The following is a 14420-nucleotide window of genomic DNA, read 5'->3' on the forward strand; positions in this document are numbered from 1 at the left end:
CAGTTTTACCTCTGACTGCAATGTACTGTGGAAAGTTGCCAACTGTTTGATTAAAAAGGTTTCAAATTGTGACAAAGCATATCGCTATTTTAACATCAGGCGGTGACGCCCCCGGAATGAATGCATGTATACGTGCCATCGTCATTGCCGCAGACCGACTGGGTTACCAGATTTCAGGCTATCTGCGCGGCTATAACGGGTTGCTGGATGATCAACGTATCACCCTTACCTGCGAACGCATGCACAATCTGCTTCAGCAAGGCGGAACCATTTTACACAGCGCACGTTGTAAAGCATTTACCACTGAGCAGGGCTTAAAAAAGGCGGCTGATAATCTCACTAAATCGAATGTTGACACCTTATTTGTTATCGGTGGTGATGGTTCATTTCGCGGTGCTCATGCACTTGGCCAGATCTGGGAGGGGCAAATCATCGGCTTGCCGGGGACTATCGACAACGATGTTGCCGGAACAGATGCAACCATTGGCTATTACACGGCTATTGAAACTGCAGTCAGTTCCATTGATAAGGTAAGGGATACGGCCGATGCATTTGACCGGGTATTTATGGTTGAAGTCATGGGCCGCCATGCTGGGTTTCTGGCCCTAAGCGCAGCGCTGGCCTCGGCATCGGACTATGTTATTTTGCCAGAGCGATTTTCAAACGAAGCAGACACATTGACGCAAATTTGTACGCAGATACAACAGCGACAGGCGAAACGCGGCCCCGTCAGCTATGTCATCGTTCTGGCTGAAAATGTCTGGCCGGGTGGAATCAATGATTTGTGTGTCAGGCTTGCCAGCCAGAGCAACATGGAAGTGAAACCCGTTATTTTAGGTCATGTGCAGCGCGGTGGAAGCCCCGTCAGCCAGGACCGCCTGCTCGCCGTACAGCTGGGCACCTACGCGGTAACGCTGGTTGAGACTTCCACCAGTGGTGTCATGGTGGGTACGTATGAGGATAAAGCGGTAACCGTGCCATTACCGCAAACCTGGGAAGATGCTAAACCGTTGCCTGACGATGCCGTCACCACTATGATGACACTGATGAACGAGCGTTACCGGTAATAATGATGTACCCGCAACAATGCCCTTACATCTTCATTGCAGCTTTCACCTTATCACGATGACTGCGGCTGACTTTTAATTCAGTATCGTTCTGCAATATGAGGTGATACTCGCCACTGATGTGACTTACCAGCTTTTTCACAAAGCGAATATTGGCAATGGCCGAACGATGGACGCGTACAAACCACTGTGGGTTCAGCTCCTGCTCCAGCTCTTTCATGGTTTTGCGCATAATATGCATACCGTCAAGGGCATGGACACACATATAGTCGCCTGCCGCATCAATCCACTGAATATCCTGCACAGCCACGCGCGTCACCTCGGAACCATCTTTGATGGCCAGCACTTCCGGGTATGGATTGGTGTCGATTGATTCTCCACTGGCGAGCTTCTGCAGAATAGTCTCGTAATCATCGCCGGTTAAATCAGCGACCAGACTCGCCAGTTTACGCGATTGCTCGTCTTGCTGCTGATTTGAAAGATGCTCGCGGACTTTTGTCAGTGCTTCTTGAAGCCTTTCATCATCGGCTGGCTTTAACAGATAGTCCAGCGCATGCACATCAAATGCTTTAATAGCATAGCTGTCATACGCGGTGACAAACACAATCAATGGAATGGGCTGATTGAGTTCCTGCAATTTGTGAATAACCTGAAAGCCGTTGAGCCCGGGCATCTGGATATCCAGAAAAACCAGGTCAGGACGGTGCTGGGAGATGGCACTCACCGCATCTAAACCGTTTTGGCACTCTGTCACCAGTTCGATATCGTCATACCGCTCAAGGCGGGCGCGTAAACCGCGACGAGCCAAAGGTTCATCGTCAACAATGATGGTTCTGATAGTTTGCTTGCTCATAATTTGCATTCTTTTAATTCACTGGGAATACGCAGTCTGACTCTGACACCGGTGGGCTGATTATGCTCCACTGAAAATGCAAAATTACGATGATACAACGACTGCAAACGTTCCCTGATATTAACCAAGCCGACGCCTTTTTCTCTGGAAAGCTGACCATCCTTAATATCAGCTCCGGGACCGTTATCGGCGACGTCCAACAATAAATCATTTCCAAATTTTCTGGCAGAAATGGCAATTCTTCCGCCCTGCTCCATTTTAGATATGGCATGCTTAATCGCATTTTCAATGAGCGGCTGAAGAATCATACTAGGCACCAGCGCATCCTCACAGGAAGGCTCTATATCCCATTCAACTTCCAGCCGATCATCAAATCTTACTTTTTCTATCTCAAGATACAGACGCAAGGCCTTAACTTCCTGACTAAGCGGCACCCGCTTAATAGGATCATTATCCAACGAGTAACGTAAAAAGTTACTCAGCCGCGACACCATGGCTTCTGCAGTTTCGTTTTCTTTTAGCAATATCAGCGTAGAGATAGCATTAAGTGTATTAAACAAAAAATGGGGGTTTAACTGATAACGCAACATTTTGATATGCGCCTGATGCGCCATCGTGCTGGCTTTCAATGCGTTCTGCTTTTCTTTTTGCAGCATCTGAAAATTTTTAATACCAAAATACAGGCCGCTCCAGCAGCCAATCATAATCATGGAATTGATAGTATTTGTGAAATACATATACCAGGCATCGGGCCGATAGCCGTGTTTGTAAATTTCCCAGTAATTAATATTCTTGATGACCGCCCAGATGAGGGCCGTAACATAGCAGGCCAGCAACACAACACCTAACATCTTTAACGGTGAAAGATGGCGGGCGCGCCGGAAGATATAGCGAAGCGGTATAGTTACCAGCCAGCCGGCGTAGGCGTTAAGCAATATGATAAAAACCCAGATAGGGCGAACGTCATGCAGAAAAGAACCGATATAATAGATAAGCGCAAACCCTGCCCAGCCCATGCTGTGAAAGGTCCAGAAAAGTCGCTCATTGCTTTCGAATGTTTTTTGCCAGCGGCTCACGTAACTACCGGATTTCTTGGATGTTACGTGCAATTATACGCATAAATATCAGCTCTGCGTGTCACACTATCGTAAACCTGTGCTATCTGGTCGCACATACGCCTTTTGCACCTGTTGTATTAATATCCAATATTCATACGTTTAAGCCAGTGCACCCACCACCATGCCGGGCCCACCAGCAAGAAGCGAAGATCTTCCAGAAAAGATGGCTTTTTGCCTTCTATTTTGTGACCGATAAACTGCAGGATCCACATAACAATAAACAGTGCCAAACAGAACTGCCACACTGATATACCGGCATTTTCTAACAAAGCAATTCCTCCAAAACATGCCAGCGTCAGTAGCGTCATTGCTGCGCCAATGGGGCCTGATAAGCGAAAATAGTAGTACAATACCGGAATAGAGATGATGTGCGCCCAGCTTACATCAAACTGAGCCAGCCATTGAGGCACCGGGATAGCGTATAACAGGCCAAGGGTTACAAAATAAATACTGGGTACAGCAATAGCGTGAATTAGGATATTCGTCTTATTCCGGTGACTTTCAGAATAACGATCTAACAGGTGTTCTATCTGGCGCATTATCAGCCCTTCTACTCATAATATAAAATGTGCCTTTCCAGTAAGGTGGCTACTGCGTCCTGCTTTTCATCAAATTGCAGGCCGATATACACATAGTCATTTTCATAGGTCACATTTTTAACCAATGCATTAATACTAAGGGTTTTACTTTCCAGTTGATAGTCTAATGTTAATATTTTGTTACCGTCAAATTCCGGCATAACCTGCTGTTTTATCGCTACCCGACAGCCCGATACGGACGCATCGGTGATAATCGCCTTTACCGGCTCATGACCTTCCACGGTGGCCTGTACACCTATCCCCGGATAGCCACGTTTCACTGCCCGCAACCCTCGCGACTGAAGGGATTCAGGAAAAGAGGTGATGAGTACTGACAAGGGATTATGCAGCAGGCGTAATACTTTAACTTTAAAGGCTATGATGGTCCCGCTATCACCTTCAAGCACATGTCTGATGACAACCGTATTCCCGGGTAAAAGAAGATCGCGGGTGGATGCCCATTTCGCAGTGGTAGGAATGGAGAAAAACAGCCCCTGCCCTTCTTCCATGCCTACATAGCGGGTTCTGACTCGTTTGGGCGCGGTGGGGGTTGCTATTTGCAAGTCGACACCATCACCCACGGCGATATCACGTAATAGCTGAAGTTCCTTCTGCGCTAACATACGACGGCTCCTGAGCAATTGATAGCTATCTGTTTTACCATCAGTTTAATCTATTGAAATGCCTGCTGCTACTGACATTAGCAACAATATTGGGCATCATAGGGGCAACATTTATTTATAATAGTCTGATTATGACAACATCAATAGCGCAGCCACACTATGAGCTGTCGGTCGCTTCAAAGCAAAAGCATATTTTTAGTGTAACGTTGCATGTTCCGGCGTCAGAGCAGGACACCATTACACTGACGCTACCGGCCTGGATCCCGGGAAGCTACATGATTCGGGATTTTGCCCGTCACATTCTCAGCATTGATGCGCATACCGCAAGCGGCGAACCCAGAAAAATAGAAAAGCGAAATAAACAAACCTGGGTTATTGATAGCCAGAAACAGGCGATTACCGTTAGCTATGATGTCTTTGCCTTTGATTTATCCGTGCGCTCTGCCTTTATAAATGACCAGTATGCATTTTGTAATGGCACATCGGTATTCCTTCAGGTTACCGGTATGGAAGACAGGCCCCAGGATTTAACTATCCATCAGCCCGATGAGTCAGACTGGTTACTTGAAACCACCATGCCGGCTTACGATAACCGTTATCAGGCCAGCGATTATGCTGAACTTATCGACCATCCTGTTTTTATTGGCAAGGCCCTGACAAAGAGCTTTATCGTAAACGGTGTTGAGTTTGTAGTGTTATTCAGCGGCCAAGACCCCATCGATATTGACAGAATTTGTAACGATCTTGTCCCTGTTTGCGAACACCATCTGTCGCTTTTCGGTGAACCCTCCCCGGTTGACCGGTATGTGTTTATGACGCTGTTGAGCAATGAAGGCTTTGGCGGACTGGAACACAGAAGCTCAACCGCACTGCTCTTTCCCCGATTTGAACTGCCTTTAGTCGGTGAATCTGCGACACATTCTGACGGCTATACCACATTTTTGAGTCTTTGCAGCCATGAATTATTTCATACCTGGCATGTAAAGCGCATCAAGCCAGAGGTGCTGGTCGCGCCGGATATGGGCAAGGAGGCGTTCACCAATCAGTTGTGGATTTACGAAGGCTTCACCAGTTTCTATGACGATCTTACACTGGCCCGTACCGGGTTGATTACACCTGAAAAGTATCTGGAAATTGTCGGTCAGAACATCACCCGATTGCTCCAGTCAGGCGGTCGTCACCGTCAGAGCGCCGCTGAATCCAGTTTTGATGCCTGGACGCGCTTTTATAAGCAGGATGCCAATTCAGCGAATCATATCGTCAGTTATTACACCAAAGGCGGTATCATTGCGATGGGCTTGGATTTGCTGTTACGTCGCCAGAGTGACGGCAAATACAGCTTGGATGATGTGATGCGCTTGCTGTGGGAACGATATGGTAAGGAAGTTTCAGGAACGCCTGATGATGTTATACGCACCCTGTGTAAACATGAGCTGGATATCGATGTATCCGAGTATCTTGACAGTGTGGTTTACGGTACAGATGATGTCGCCCTTGAAACCTGGCTTGACGATATCGGTATTCAAATTAAATACCGCCCTAAACAGGGCTTATCTGATAAGGGTGGGACGCCCTCTAAAAATACAGTGTCCCGCTTTCAGTTCGGCGCCAATATTAAAAATGCGGCAACCGGCGTGACTGTCGTTCAGGTGATGGATGCGTCGCCGGCGAGCAACGCGGGCATACAAACCAATGACACTATTATCGCGGTAAATGACTATATCGCCAGTGAAACCCTCTTGCCCAGGGTTATCAGTGCAAGTGAAAACGATTCCGTTAAGCTGACTGTGGCACGGGAAGGAAGGTTACTGACATTGACCATGGCACTTGAGCCGCTGACCGACGATGCCTGCTATTTTGTCATAGAGGATAAGGAAAAATTACAGCGCTGGTTAAACACACAGCGCTAGATAAGGGGCCGTCTCAGTTACGGGGCGGCACCAATAATTCCGGGTCAAGGCGCTGGTTATTCAGATTAATCCGCCAGTCAAGATGGGGCCCCGTGGCCCGGCCTGTTTCACCGATGGTGCCGACCTGGTCGCCCTGGGAAACGGTATCACCCACACTCACCGTCATGGTATCCAGATGCAGAAATGTGCTGAAAACACCCATACCGTGGTCAAGCACAATCGTATAACCTGAGTAGTAGAGATCATCAGCCAGCGTCACCGTGCCGTCAACCGGTGCGACAACAGGTGTGCCGGTAGGCGAGCCTACATCGAGACCGTAGTGCGGACGGCTGGGTTTACCGTTTAAGATACGCTGGCTCCCGTATACTCCGGTCACAGGTCCATCGGCTGGCCAGATAAAGCCGGTGAACAGCGCATCGCTGTCAGATTGCGCCGAACGCGCCTTATATACATTAGCAGCATCTTTTTGAATCCGTTTTAATACAGATTCCGGTGGCGTCACCATTTTTTGATCCAGGCCATCAATGCGCTGCGTGACATAATCGCGCTTAGTCAGGGTTAATGTTTTTCGTTGCGTGGTGCCATCGGGTAATGTCCACGCCAGCGTGTGGGTAAGACTATCGTCGCGATCAAAGCCAAACACAAATTTGCCTTGCTGGTTAACGGGCAACGTATCACCGTTTAGTGTCACCTTACTGCCGGCAGGCAATTGTCCACGCACCAAACTTCCCTGTGTCAGCTTACCATTTAAAGTAAGTTCATTGGCTGCCACAGTGCCTGTTGCCGACATCGCCACACTTAACAAAATACCCGCTAACATTCTTTTCATACTTTACCCGCTACCATTGCACCTTTACCCACGCCTTCATACGCCATGACACGCAGCTCACCGGAGCCAGTTCGTTTGCGCTGTTCATCAAAAATAAACTGGGCCAGACATTCCACGGTTGAATCAGTGTCAACAATTTCACAATATTTGCGTGGAATAATAAGTTCAAAATAGCCCTGAGACGATTCGTAGGCACAACAGTAGTAATCCAGTGGATTATCCAGTGAGCCTGACGAGCGGCGCGCCTCATAATCAATAATATCTTCGCGGGTGATAATGTAGATATCTTCCCAACGCTGCGCCCAGTACTGCTGACTTTCAAGACAGGCCTGTTCATCAATGAATATGCCAATTCTGGAACGGTGACCGTGGGCAATACGCTGACAATTACCGTCATGCTTTTTAAGCCCGTGCGTATAATGATAAAACGGCGTGAGAATTTGTTCCGCGCGCAGTTTCAGCTCAATATTGGCGACATTTTCCGGCAAGTGTGTGGCGATCACTTCCCGCATATAGCTGCCAACAGATGCCATGCTTACTGTATCTGCGTAGACAAATGCATAGGCTTCTGCCGGACAATACAGCTGAATGATTTCATCACTTTCAAGAGTGAAGCGCACTTCTACCTGCTCATCATCCAGATGTGTAATAGCGGCACCTGAGTGTTCAGCAGGTACCAGAAGTTTATGATCGACATATTCGTCAATCAGACGTTTTAAATCTTTTTTTACCTTACCGAAATCCTGGATCATGCTTTCATCATTCAGGTCACCATCAAGCATGACATCAACAATCCAGCTTTCGCCTACCATGCCGCGACGGGGGCACAGGTAAGAAAAATCCATTACGGTTAAATCGTTTACAAACAGTTGCATAAGTACCTTACAACTAAAATTTTCTTTATTATACGGCAAAACGCCAGAGTGCTCACCCGTATATGCGGCCGTTTAACTACCTGACTGGCGATTCAGCTGGTCTTTGAGGTTCGGCGGAATACCTTTGATTGTCAGCGTGTCCGTGGTTGGATCATAAATGACTCTGTCGCCCAACAGTTTCCGCTCGAAACTGACACTGACGCCCGCGCCGGCACCGGTAAATTTCGCCAACTGGCGCAGCGCGGCCGGATCTGGCTGAATGTCTTTTTCTAACGGCGTTTCAAGGGATTTGGTAAATTGCTCAAACGAGTGCTGTTCGTCTTCGCGGGCCGGTAATCGGCCTGACAGTTCGCTGACTGACAATGTTTCACCGGTATCTATCTTTTCTTTGAAATACGATTTCACCTCTTCACGATGCTGCTCTTGTTCATGACGATCAAGATTTTCGCCTGCCAGGTAAGCGTCTACCGAGGAAATAAGCTGTTTGTTTTGCTGTTTAACATCCACCAGTTCTTCACAGCCAATAAAGTCCATGAAAAAGTCGGATACTTTTCTGCCCATCCGGCCTTTGATAAAGCTAATGTAGCGCCGCTGTTCAGGCTGGGTATCAAGTTGGGTGAGATCTATTCGCACTGCCAGTTGCATTTTTGCCAGATCCAGATGCTCCCGCTCGTAAAGCTCCAGCGACTGGTCTACCTCAACGTGTGCACGGGTATTTAACAACGCGATCATCAGATACTGTGTGGCCAGATATTCATACTGGCAGAAAATCAGAAAGCCGGTCTCAACGCTACCGACGTTAACTAACGAATCAATCAGCCGTTTGGTTGCATCTACTGAAAACTGATGAAAGCGTGGTTCAAGATCATCGGCGCCTTGTTTCTGCGCCTGCATAAATGAAGACAACGCCTCGGCAAATTGCCCTGCCTCATCACTGACGCTTTCTGACTCTTCGGTGTCGTCAACCTGCGCGAAATGACCAACACCTTTGCCCGGCTTAGTATTAAAGCTATGATTAATCTGATGAGCCAGGTGCTCTATCTGTGGCGTGACAGACAGACATTTGTCTCTGGGGACCGCCTGAATCTTTTCCTCTTCGTTGACAATCAGACGATGAACAACAAAGTGGTGTATAAGTGCGCTCATAGTAGAAAAGGCATCCTGTTGATTAAAAATTGAAAATTTACGATATAGAAAGCGCGAATTATGAATGAATGATTGTTATCACTCAAACAACGATTATAATCGCACTATCTATATTACCATTCTTTTAAAAGAATAAATGACACAAAAGAGGCGTACTAATGCCCCAGAACAGCCGTTATCAGGATACGGAATTTGAAGCGTTAATGAATCAGGTAATTAAAACCCTGGAAGAAAACAACGCAGACCGCGATTTATCGTTAATGGTGTTGGGTAATGTCATTACTCACATTTTTGACACGCAGGTAAAACCAAACGATCGCGCTGCGATGGCAGAAAAATTCGCCAATGTGCTGGTTAAAAGTATCAAACAATAATACTGAGAAGTTATGATTTTAGCTGAATCCCCACGCCGCCAGCGGGTGACAAAGTTAGTTAACTGGGGGCATTGGTTTGCGCTGGTTAATATTGCCATCGCTATCATTATTGCATCGGTCTTTATCTTTTCCTCACCGTTGCCTGATACTGCGCTTGGCACAGCCTATTTATTTGCAAACTGGCTGGGACACATCAGCTTCATGACCTTCTCGGGGTTTGTGATATTTATCCTGCCACTGTGTTACCTGGCCACAAAACCCAATATTATCAAAGCCTGCGCGTCGGGAATTGCTGCTATCGGTCTGGCACTGCTGGCATTTGATGCTTTACTGTACAACCGCACCGGTTTTCACATCAGTTTCAATTCAGCCACCTTGCTTAAAAGCGAGGCACAAACCCAGATGAATCAGTTTACACTGCAGGACTGGGGATTTCTGGCGCTGCTGTTTATTGTCTGGCTGGGTTTCCAGCTTATTTTAGCCAATGCAATATGGAAACGTATTGCGCGTTTGCAGCAACACCGCATAGGGGCGCCGGTCACCAGCTTTTTTGTCCTTTGTTTTGTCAGCAGCCACGCGATTCATGTTTGGGCTGATGCGCAGCTGTATCAACCAGTAATCAAACAGGACAACATGTTTCCTCTGTCCTATCCGGCGACAGCAAAAACAACGATGTCACGCTATGGCCTATTGGATCTGGCGCGCTACGAAGAAAGAAAGCAGCTACAGTTTGATCCGGACATTCACAAGATCACCTATCCCATCAAGCCCGTTTATTGCTCGGTAGAAAGCACGAAAACAACGCTGATGATTGTACAGACCGACTCTGCGCCGCTGGATGACTTGTCACAGTTTAACCTTACAGAAATGGATAATTATTATTCTACGGCGTCGTCACTGGAAGGACTGGTGATGACGACACTGTTTGGGGTACCTGAAATTTATCAGGACACATTACGAACCGAGAATCCGGTACTGCTCGCGTTGCCGGTTGCACTGGAAACCGCAGTATCCATTCATACCAATGCGCCGCTACCTAACGCGCTTCTGGAAGGATTCAGGCAGCCAGTGACAAACACGCATGACGGGCTGCACATCGCGTTTTTGCCGGCTGCACAAATTAGCAGGATGTTGAATCAGGATGCCTTTGCGAAAAGCAACATTCTTATTGCATCTGGATTTCAGCCAGACGGCGGAATCGCACGTGGCCGCTTGCTTACCAATCTGGATATTCAACCAGGTCTTGCCAGCACGGAAGATCTTGCCCCCACTATACTCAATGCGTTGGGATGCTCGGCACCGGTGCCGTATTATTCCACAGGTCAGAACTTGTTAGCACCCAGCCGTAACTGGCTGGTCAGTACATCTGGCGAGCGCATTATTGTGATGCACGATAACCAGCGCATAGAAGTATTGAGTAATGGCAGTTATGAAATAACCGACCTTCAGACGCAGTCGCGCAGTACAGATAATCTGAATGTTGACTTACTCAGCCGGGCAATTAAGCATCTTACCCGGTTTTCGTCGCCGCAATAATTTGCGGTACCAGTGTCACAACCTGGGCAACGGTATCAGCCTGAAATACACTGGCATTACTTAACGCAGGCGTAGGTTGTGGCTGCTTACTTACGTAACATTGTGAGGCCAGTCCGGCGGCAGCACCGGCCTGAATATCGCGCCAGCTATCACCTAACAGAACGCTCTTACTCAGGTCCGCACCCAGATCGTTAGCGGCACTGAGCAGCATACCCGGGCTGGGTTTTCTGCAATTGCATTGTTTTTTATAAGGCGGCTTCGCCTCTGTAGGATGATGCGGACAATAATATACCGGAATAAACGGCATGCCCTTTTCAGCAAAGGCTTCCCGCATCCAGTGCGTTAACGCGTGAAAATCTGACTCAGTGTAAAAGCCGCGACCAATACCGGATTGATTGGTTACCACTACCGGCAAAAAGCCGTGCTCTACAAATGCCCCAACCACATCAAAAATACCCGGAATAAAACAAAATGCCGATTTGTTACCTACATAGCCCTTGTCTTCGTTGATGATGCCATCTCTGTCCAAAAACAAAAGGCGGGTCTGTTTATCATGCTGATTCATGATGTCTTACACCAGGTGCGAATCACAAAATCAGCCGTAACCTGTTTCAACGTTGCACTTAACCTCTCACGCTTTTCAGGTTGCAATTTCCAGTAAAGCGGCGTCATCCCCAGCAGACCTGAACGACGCCTGTCTTCCTGTAAATCAACACTGAAACACACTTGCGCCTGAGACGTCATGGTGAAGGCCACGCTCTCATTCACGCTACTATCATGTTTTTGAGGGTTCTCGTAAATATGCTGCTTGAGCTCAAACAAGTGCTCCGGACCAGGATCGACGGTAATCAGCTTTCCGTCGGGTGCCAGTATCCGGGCGTACTCTGTATGGCTCCCGGGTGCAAAAACCTCTAATACGATATCCACTGATTCGCTTAGCACAGGCAAGTGATAGGAGCTTGCCACAATGTACTGGCTTTCTTTATCGGCTTTTGCAGCACGCTCTACCCCAACCTTGGCAATATCATTGGCCGCCGTGGTCAGCGAACTAAATTCTGTCGATAACGCGCGGCGCAGATAGCGGATATAAGCGCCCTCACCACACCCGGCCTCAAACAGGCTGATAGCTGCTTTATGCGACGTCTCTTTGCGAATTTGTTCAGCAAGCTCAGCCATCAGAGGCGCATAACCACCGGTACTGTGAAATTCCCGTCGGGCAGCCAGCATAAGCTTATCATCGCCGGGCTGTTTGGAATTTTTGCTCTGAACAGGCAACAGATTCATATAGCCGCTTTTGGCTTTATCGAACGTGTGATTATTCTCGCAGTGCCAGAATTTTTCTGTCAGTTGAAGTGGTTGTTGGCAGAGTGGGCATTGCCACATGAAACATGTTCCGAATTACAAAAACTGGAACAAATGCTAGCAGATATGTGTTCAAAAGCGAAACCGGGTCAGTGTCTGCCCGGTTTCGAGGTGTTTACTTTTGCGATGAAAACATCGAAAAAATGCTGGAGAAGTCTTTATCAGCGAAACCATTTCCCTGGTGTAACCGGTAAAGACTCTGTGCAAGTGCCGCCATGGGCGTAGACGAATTATTCTGCGCCGCAGCATTCATGGCCAGTGTCAGGTCTTTATTCATCAGCTTTACCATAAAGCCGCCAGAATAATCGTTGGAAGAAGGCACATTTTCCATTACTCCCGGACACGGATTGTACTTTTCCAGCGTCCAGTTGGCGCCAGAGCTTTGCAACATGATATCGCTCATGACCTTTGGATCCAGGCCGTTATCAATCGCTAACTGTAAGGCTTCACTGGTACCTGCCATAAGCACAGCAAGCAGCATATTGTTGCAAATCTTAGCTACCTGACCGGCACCTAATGGGCCGGCATGGAAGATATTTTTGCCCATATGCGCCAGTACAGGACGCGCTATCGAGACGGCTTCCTCCGATCCACCCATGATAAACGTCAGCGTACCGGCAGCTGCACCGGCTGTACCGCCTGATACCGGCGCATCCACAAAGTGCCGGCCTGATGCTTCAATCGCTTCACCCACGTCCCGGGCGCTTTGTGCATCGATGGTGCTTGAGTCAATAATCAACGCATCGGATTTAGCGTGCGTGATAATACCGTCATCACCCAGATAAAGCGATTTGACATGTGTGGCGGCTGGCAACATGCTAATCACCACGTCTGCCTCGGCAACCGCTTCTCGGGCACTGCCAGCGGACTTAGCGCCTTTAGCACACGCTGCTTCAACGGCCGCAGGAACAAGGTCAAAAACAGTTACATCACACCCTGCATCGAGCAGGTTTGCAGCCATTGGGCCACCCATGTTACCCAGACCGATAAACGCTATCTTTTTCATGATTTCTCTCCCAGTTGCGCAAGCGGATGTGTTTCATCCTGCCAGGGGTCGCTGAAGAAATACTCAACAACCTCATCAGGCACCGATGCAACGTCATCAAACTTCCATTGTGGTGCATTGTCTTTATCAATGAGCAGTGCTCTGATACCTTCCTGGAACTCACCGTATTCACCACAGTGACAGGACACGCCAAGTTCTGTGCGAAAGCATTCAGCAAGGGACAGTGATTGTCCGCGTTTGATTTGCTCATAGACCAAATGTGCGGTGACAGGCGAGCCCGCTGCCAGTGATTTTTGCGCTTTTGACAGCCATTTGTCGTCGCCCGCATCCAACCTGGCGATGTTTTCAACTACCGCGGTCAGTGAGTCTGCGTCGCAGGCACCATCAATGGTTTGCCTGTGCGGTTCGACCTGACCGGCCACACGCTCGTCTTGCGCCACATCAAAGCGTTGCAAAGCCTCGGTTACCGACTGGCTGGCCGCTTCCGGGCTGCTGACATCGCATTGGGCCAGTGCACTAAGAACAGCCTCTTTATCATCAGCCCGACAATAATGGTCTGCAAGACCAATATAGAGTGCATCTGAGGCATTGATGCTGGCACCCGTCAGCCCCAAAAACAGGCCGGTTTTGCCGGGTAAGCGCGGCAGAAAGTAAGTACCGCCTACATCAGGATACAGGCCAATGGAGATCTCGGGCATAGCAAGCCGGGACGCGTCAGTCACCACGCGGTGCGATGCGCCAGTCATCAGCCCCATTCCACCACCCATCACAATGCCGTGTCCCCATGCAATAACGGGTTTATTGTAGGTGCGTATGGTGTAATCCAGCGTGTACTCAATAGTAAAAAATGTTTTTACAAAATGCGGCACACTGTCAGGACTGTCTTTCATTGCTTTGTACATGCTGACTATATCGCCACCGGCACAAAACGCTTTATCCCCGGTTGCGTCCATTAATACAAATGCCACCTCATCACGGTTAGCCCAGGACTTTAACGCCCCAAGCATGATCTCCGCCATTTCCAAATCCAGCGCATTAAGTGCTTTGGGTTTATTGAGTGTGAGATGGCCGGCCAGCATGCCGTTCGCCAGAGGAATTTCGCTGACAGTAACAGGTAAAGTCTGACTGTGTTCAGTCATTGCT

Annotated in this window: 15 protein-coding genes; 4 read left to right on the forward strand and 11 right to left on the reverse strand. The window is 48.3% G+C overall.

Annotation, left to right across the window (positions count from 1 at the left end; all coding sequences use genetic code 11):
* The first annotated feature begins 68 nt into the window (after positions 1-68).
* Positions 69-1067 carry a 6-phosphofructokinase gene (locus HHX48_RS02190; protein ID WP_191021995.1) on the forward strand — a complete coding sequence of 333 codons (999 nt, stop codon included), beginning with the start codon at positions 69-71 and terminating at the stop codon, positions 1065-1067.
* A 25-nt stretch (positions 1068-1092) separates the two neighbouring features.
* Here the strand turns inward: HHX48_RS02190 and HHX48_RS02195 are convergent, their stop codons facing one another.
* The 4 genes from HHX48_RS02195 to HHX48_RS02210 all read right to left on the reverse strand — a co-directional run bounded on the left by HHX48_RS02195 (position 1093) and on the right by HHX48_RS02210 (position 4239).
* Positions 1093-1920 carry a LytR/AlgR family response regulator transcription factor gene (locus HHX48_RS02195; protein WP_191021996.1) on the reverse strand — a complete coding sequence of 276 codons (828 nt, stop codon included), beginning with the start codon at positions 1918-1920 and terminating at the stop codon, positions 1093-1095.
* Entirely contained in the window at positions 1917-2996 is a 1080-nt protein-coding gene (locus tag HHX48_RS02200) for a sensor histidine kinase (protein WP_191021997.1), read from the reverse strand. The genes HHX48_RS02195 and HHX48_RS02200 overlap by 4 nt, the downstream gene beginning before the upstream one ends.
* A gap of 119 nt (positions 2997-3115) precedes the next feature.
* On the reverse strand, positions 3116-3577 hold the full coding sequence (locus HHX48_RS02205; RefSeq protein ID WP_191021998.1) for an Mpo1 family 2-hydroxy fatty acid dioxygenase: 462 nt from the start codon (positions 3575-3577) through the stop codon (positions 3116-3118).
* A gap of 11 nt (positions 3578-3588) precedes the next feature.
* Positions 3589-4239, reverse strand: a complete 651-nt coding sequence (locus HHX48_RS02210) for a PilZ domain-containing protein (protein ID WP_191021999.1) — start codon at positions 4237-4239, stop codon at positions 3589-3591.
* Positions 4240-4370: 131 nt separating this feature from the next.
* On the opposite strand from HHX48_RS02210, the gene HHX48_RS02215 reads away from it, so the two are divergent.
* Positions 4371-6149 (forward strand): M61 family metallopeptidase, encoded by a 1779-nt coding sequence (locus HHX48_RS02215; protein ID WP_191022000.1) that lies wholly within the window; start codon positions 4371-4373, stop codon positions 6147-6149.
* A 13-nt stretch (positions 6150-6162) separates the two neighbouring features.
* Here the strand turns inward: HHX48_RS02215 and HHX48_RS02220 are convergent, their stop codons facing one another.
* The 3 genes from HHX48_RS02220 to yejK form a co-directional block, all read right to left on the reverse strand.
* Positions 6163-6939, reverse strand: a complete 777-nt coding sequence (locus tag HHX48_RS02220) for a M23 family metallopeptidase (RefSeq protein WP_223858023.1) — start codon at positions 6937-6939, stop codon at positions 6163-6165.
* 35 nt (positions 6940-6974) lie between these two features.
* Positions 6975-7853, reverse strand: a complete 879-nt coding sequence (locus HHX48_RS02225; RefSeq protein ID WP_191022002.1) for a 6-carboxytetrahydropterin synthase — start codon at positions 7851-7853, stop codon at positions 6975-6977.
* Between the two features lie 72 nt (positions 7854-7925).
* Positions 7926-8999 carry a nucleoid-associated protein YejK gene (yejK, locus tag HHX48_RS02230; RefSeq protein WP_191022003.1) on the reverse strand — a complete coding sequence of 358 codons (1074 nt, stop codon included), beginning with the start codon at positions 8997-8999 and terminating at the stop codon, positions 7926-7928.
* A 158-nt stretch (positions 9000-9157) separates the two neighbouring features.
* Between yejK and HHX48_RS02235 the strand changes: the two genes are divergently transcribed.
* Entirely contained in the window at positions 9158-9373 is a 216-nt protein-coding gene (locus tag HHX48_RS02235) for a YejL family protein (protein WP_191022004.1), read from the forward strand.
* Between the two features lie 12 nt (positions 9374-9385).
* Positions 9386-10909, forward strand: coding sequence for a DUF3413 domain-containing protein (locus HHX48_RS02240; protein WP_191022005.1), 1524 nt, complete (start codon positions 9386-9388; stop codon positions 10907-10909).
* Here the strand turns inward: HHX48_RS02240 and HHX48_RS02245 are convergent.
* From HHX48_RS02245 to HHX48_RS02260, 4 genes are all read right to left on the reverse strand, one after another.
* On the reverse strand, positions 10884-11474 hold the full coding sequence (locus HHX48_RS02245) for a D-glycero-alpha-D-manno-heptose-1,7-bisphosphate 7-phosphatase (RefSeq protein ID WP_191022006.1): 591 nt from the start codon (positions 11472-11474) through the stop codon (positions 10884-10886). The genes HHX48_RS02240 and HHX48_RS02245 overlap by 26 nt on opposite strands.
* The gene (locus HHX48_RS02250; RefSeq protein ID WP_191022007.1) at positions 11471-12292 is read right to left on the reverse strand and encodes a putative RNA methyltransferase; all 822 of its coding nucleotides are present in this window, start codon (positions 12290-12292) and stop codon (positions 11471-11473) included. Before HHX48_RS02250 ends, HHX48_RS02245 begins: the two co-directional genes overlap by 4 nt.
* Positions 12293-12386: 94 nt before the next feature.
* Complete coding sequence (gene mmsB / locus HHX48_RS02255; protein WP_191022008.1) at positions 12387-13277, reverse strand: 3-hydroxyisobutyrate dehydrogenase; 891 nt, start codon at positions 13275-13277, stop codon at positions 12387-12389.
* The gene (locus HHX48_RS02260) at positions 13274-14416 is read right to left on the reverse strand and encodes an enoyl-CoA hydratase/isomerase family protein (protein ID WP_191022009.1); all 1143 of its coding nucleotides are present in this window, start codon (positions 14414-14416) and stop codon (positions 13274-13276) included. Before HHX48_RS02260 ends, mmsB begins: the two co-directional genes overlap by 4 nt.
* Between the last annotated feature and the right edge of the window lie 4 nt (positions 14417-14420).

Source organism: Salinimonas profundi (assembly GCF_014750655.1).
Classification (GTDB): Bacteria; Pseudomonadota; Gammaproteobacteria; order Enterobacterales; family Alteromonadaceae; genus Alteromonas; species Alteromonas profundi_A.

Coding starts and splice junctions, on each gene's coding strand:
- yejK (WP_191022003.1), bottom strand. CDS start 8,999: ATGAGCGCACTTATACACCACTTTGTTGTTCATCGTCTGATTGTCAAC.
- HHX48_RS02205 (WP_191021998.1), bottom strand. CDS start 3,577: ATGCGCCAGATAGAACACCTGTTAGATCGTTATTCTGAAAGTCACCGG.
- HHX48_RS02240 (WP_191022005.1), top strand. CDS start 9,386: ATGATTTTAGCTGAATCCCCACGCCGCCAGCGGGTGACAAAGTTAGTT.
- HHX48_RS02220 (WP_223858023.1), bottom strand. CDS start 6,939: ATGTCGGCAACAGGCACTGTGGCAGCCAATGAACTTACTTTAAATGGT.
- HHX48_RS02195 (WP_191021996.1), bottom strand. CDS start 1,920: ATGAGCAAGCAAACTATCAGAACCATCATTGTTGACGATGAACCTTTG.
- HHX48_RS02215 (WP_191022000.1), top strand. CDS start 4,371: ATGACAACATCAATAGCGCAGCCACACTATGAGCTGTCGGTCGCTTCA.
- HHX48_RS02235 (WP_191022004.1), top strand. CDS start 9,158: ATGCCCCAGAACAGCCGTTATCAGGATACGGAATTTGAAGCGTTAATG.
- HHX48_RS02225 (WP_191022002.1), bottom strand. CDS start 7,853: ATGCAACTGTTTGTAAACGATTTAACCGTAATGGATTTTTCTTACCTG.
- HHX48_RS02260 (WP_191022009.1), bottom strand. CDS start 14,416: ATGACTGAACACAGTCAGACTTTACCTGTTACTGTCAGCGAAATTCCT.
- HHX48_RS02245 (WP_191022006.1), bottom strand. CDS start 11,474: ATGAATCAGCATGATAAACAGACCCGCCTTTTGTTTTTGGACAGAGAT.
- HHX48_RS02210 (WP_191021999.1), bottom strand. CDS start 4,239: ATGTTAGCGCAGAAGGAACTTCAGCTATTACGTGATATCGCCGTGGGT.
- HHX48_RS02250 (WP_191022007.1), bottom strand. CDS start 12,292: ATGTGGCAATGCCCACTCTGCCAACAACCACTTCAACTGACAGAAAAA.
- mmsB (WP_191022008.1), bottom strand. CDS start 13,277: ATGAAAAAGATAGCGTTTATCGGTCTGGGTAACATGGGTGGCCCAATG.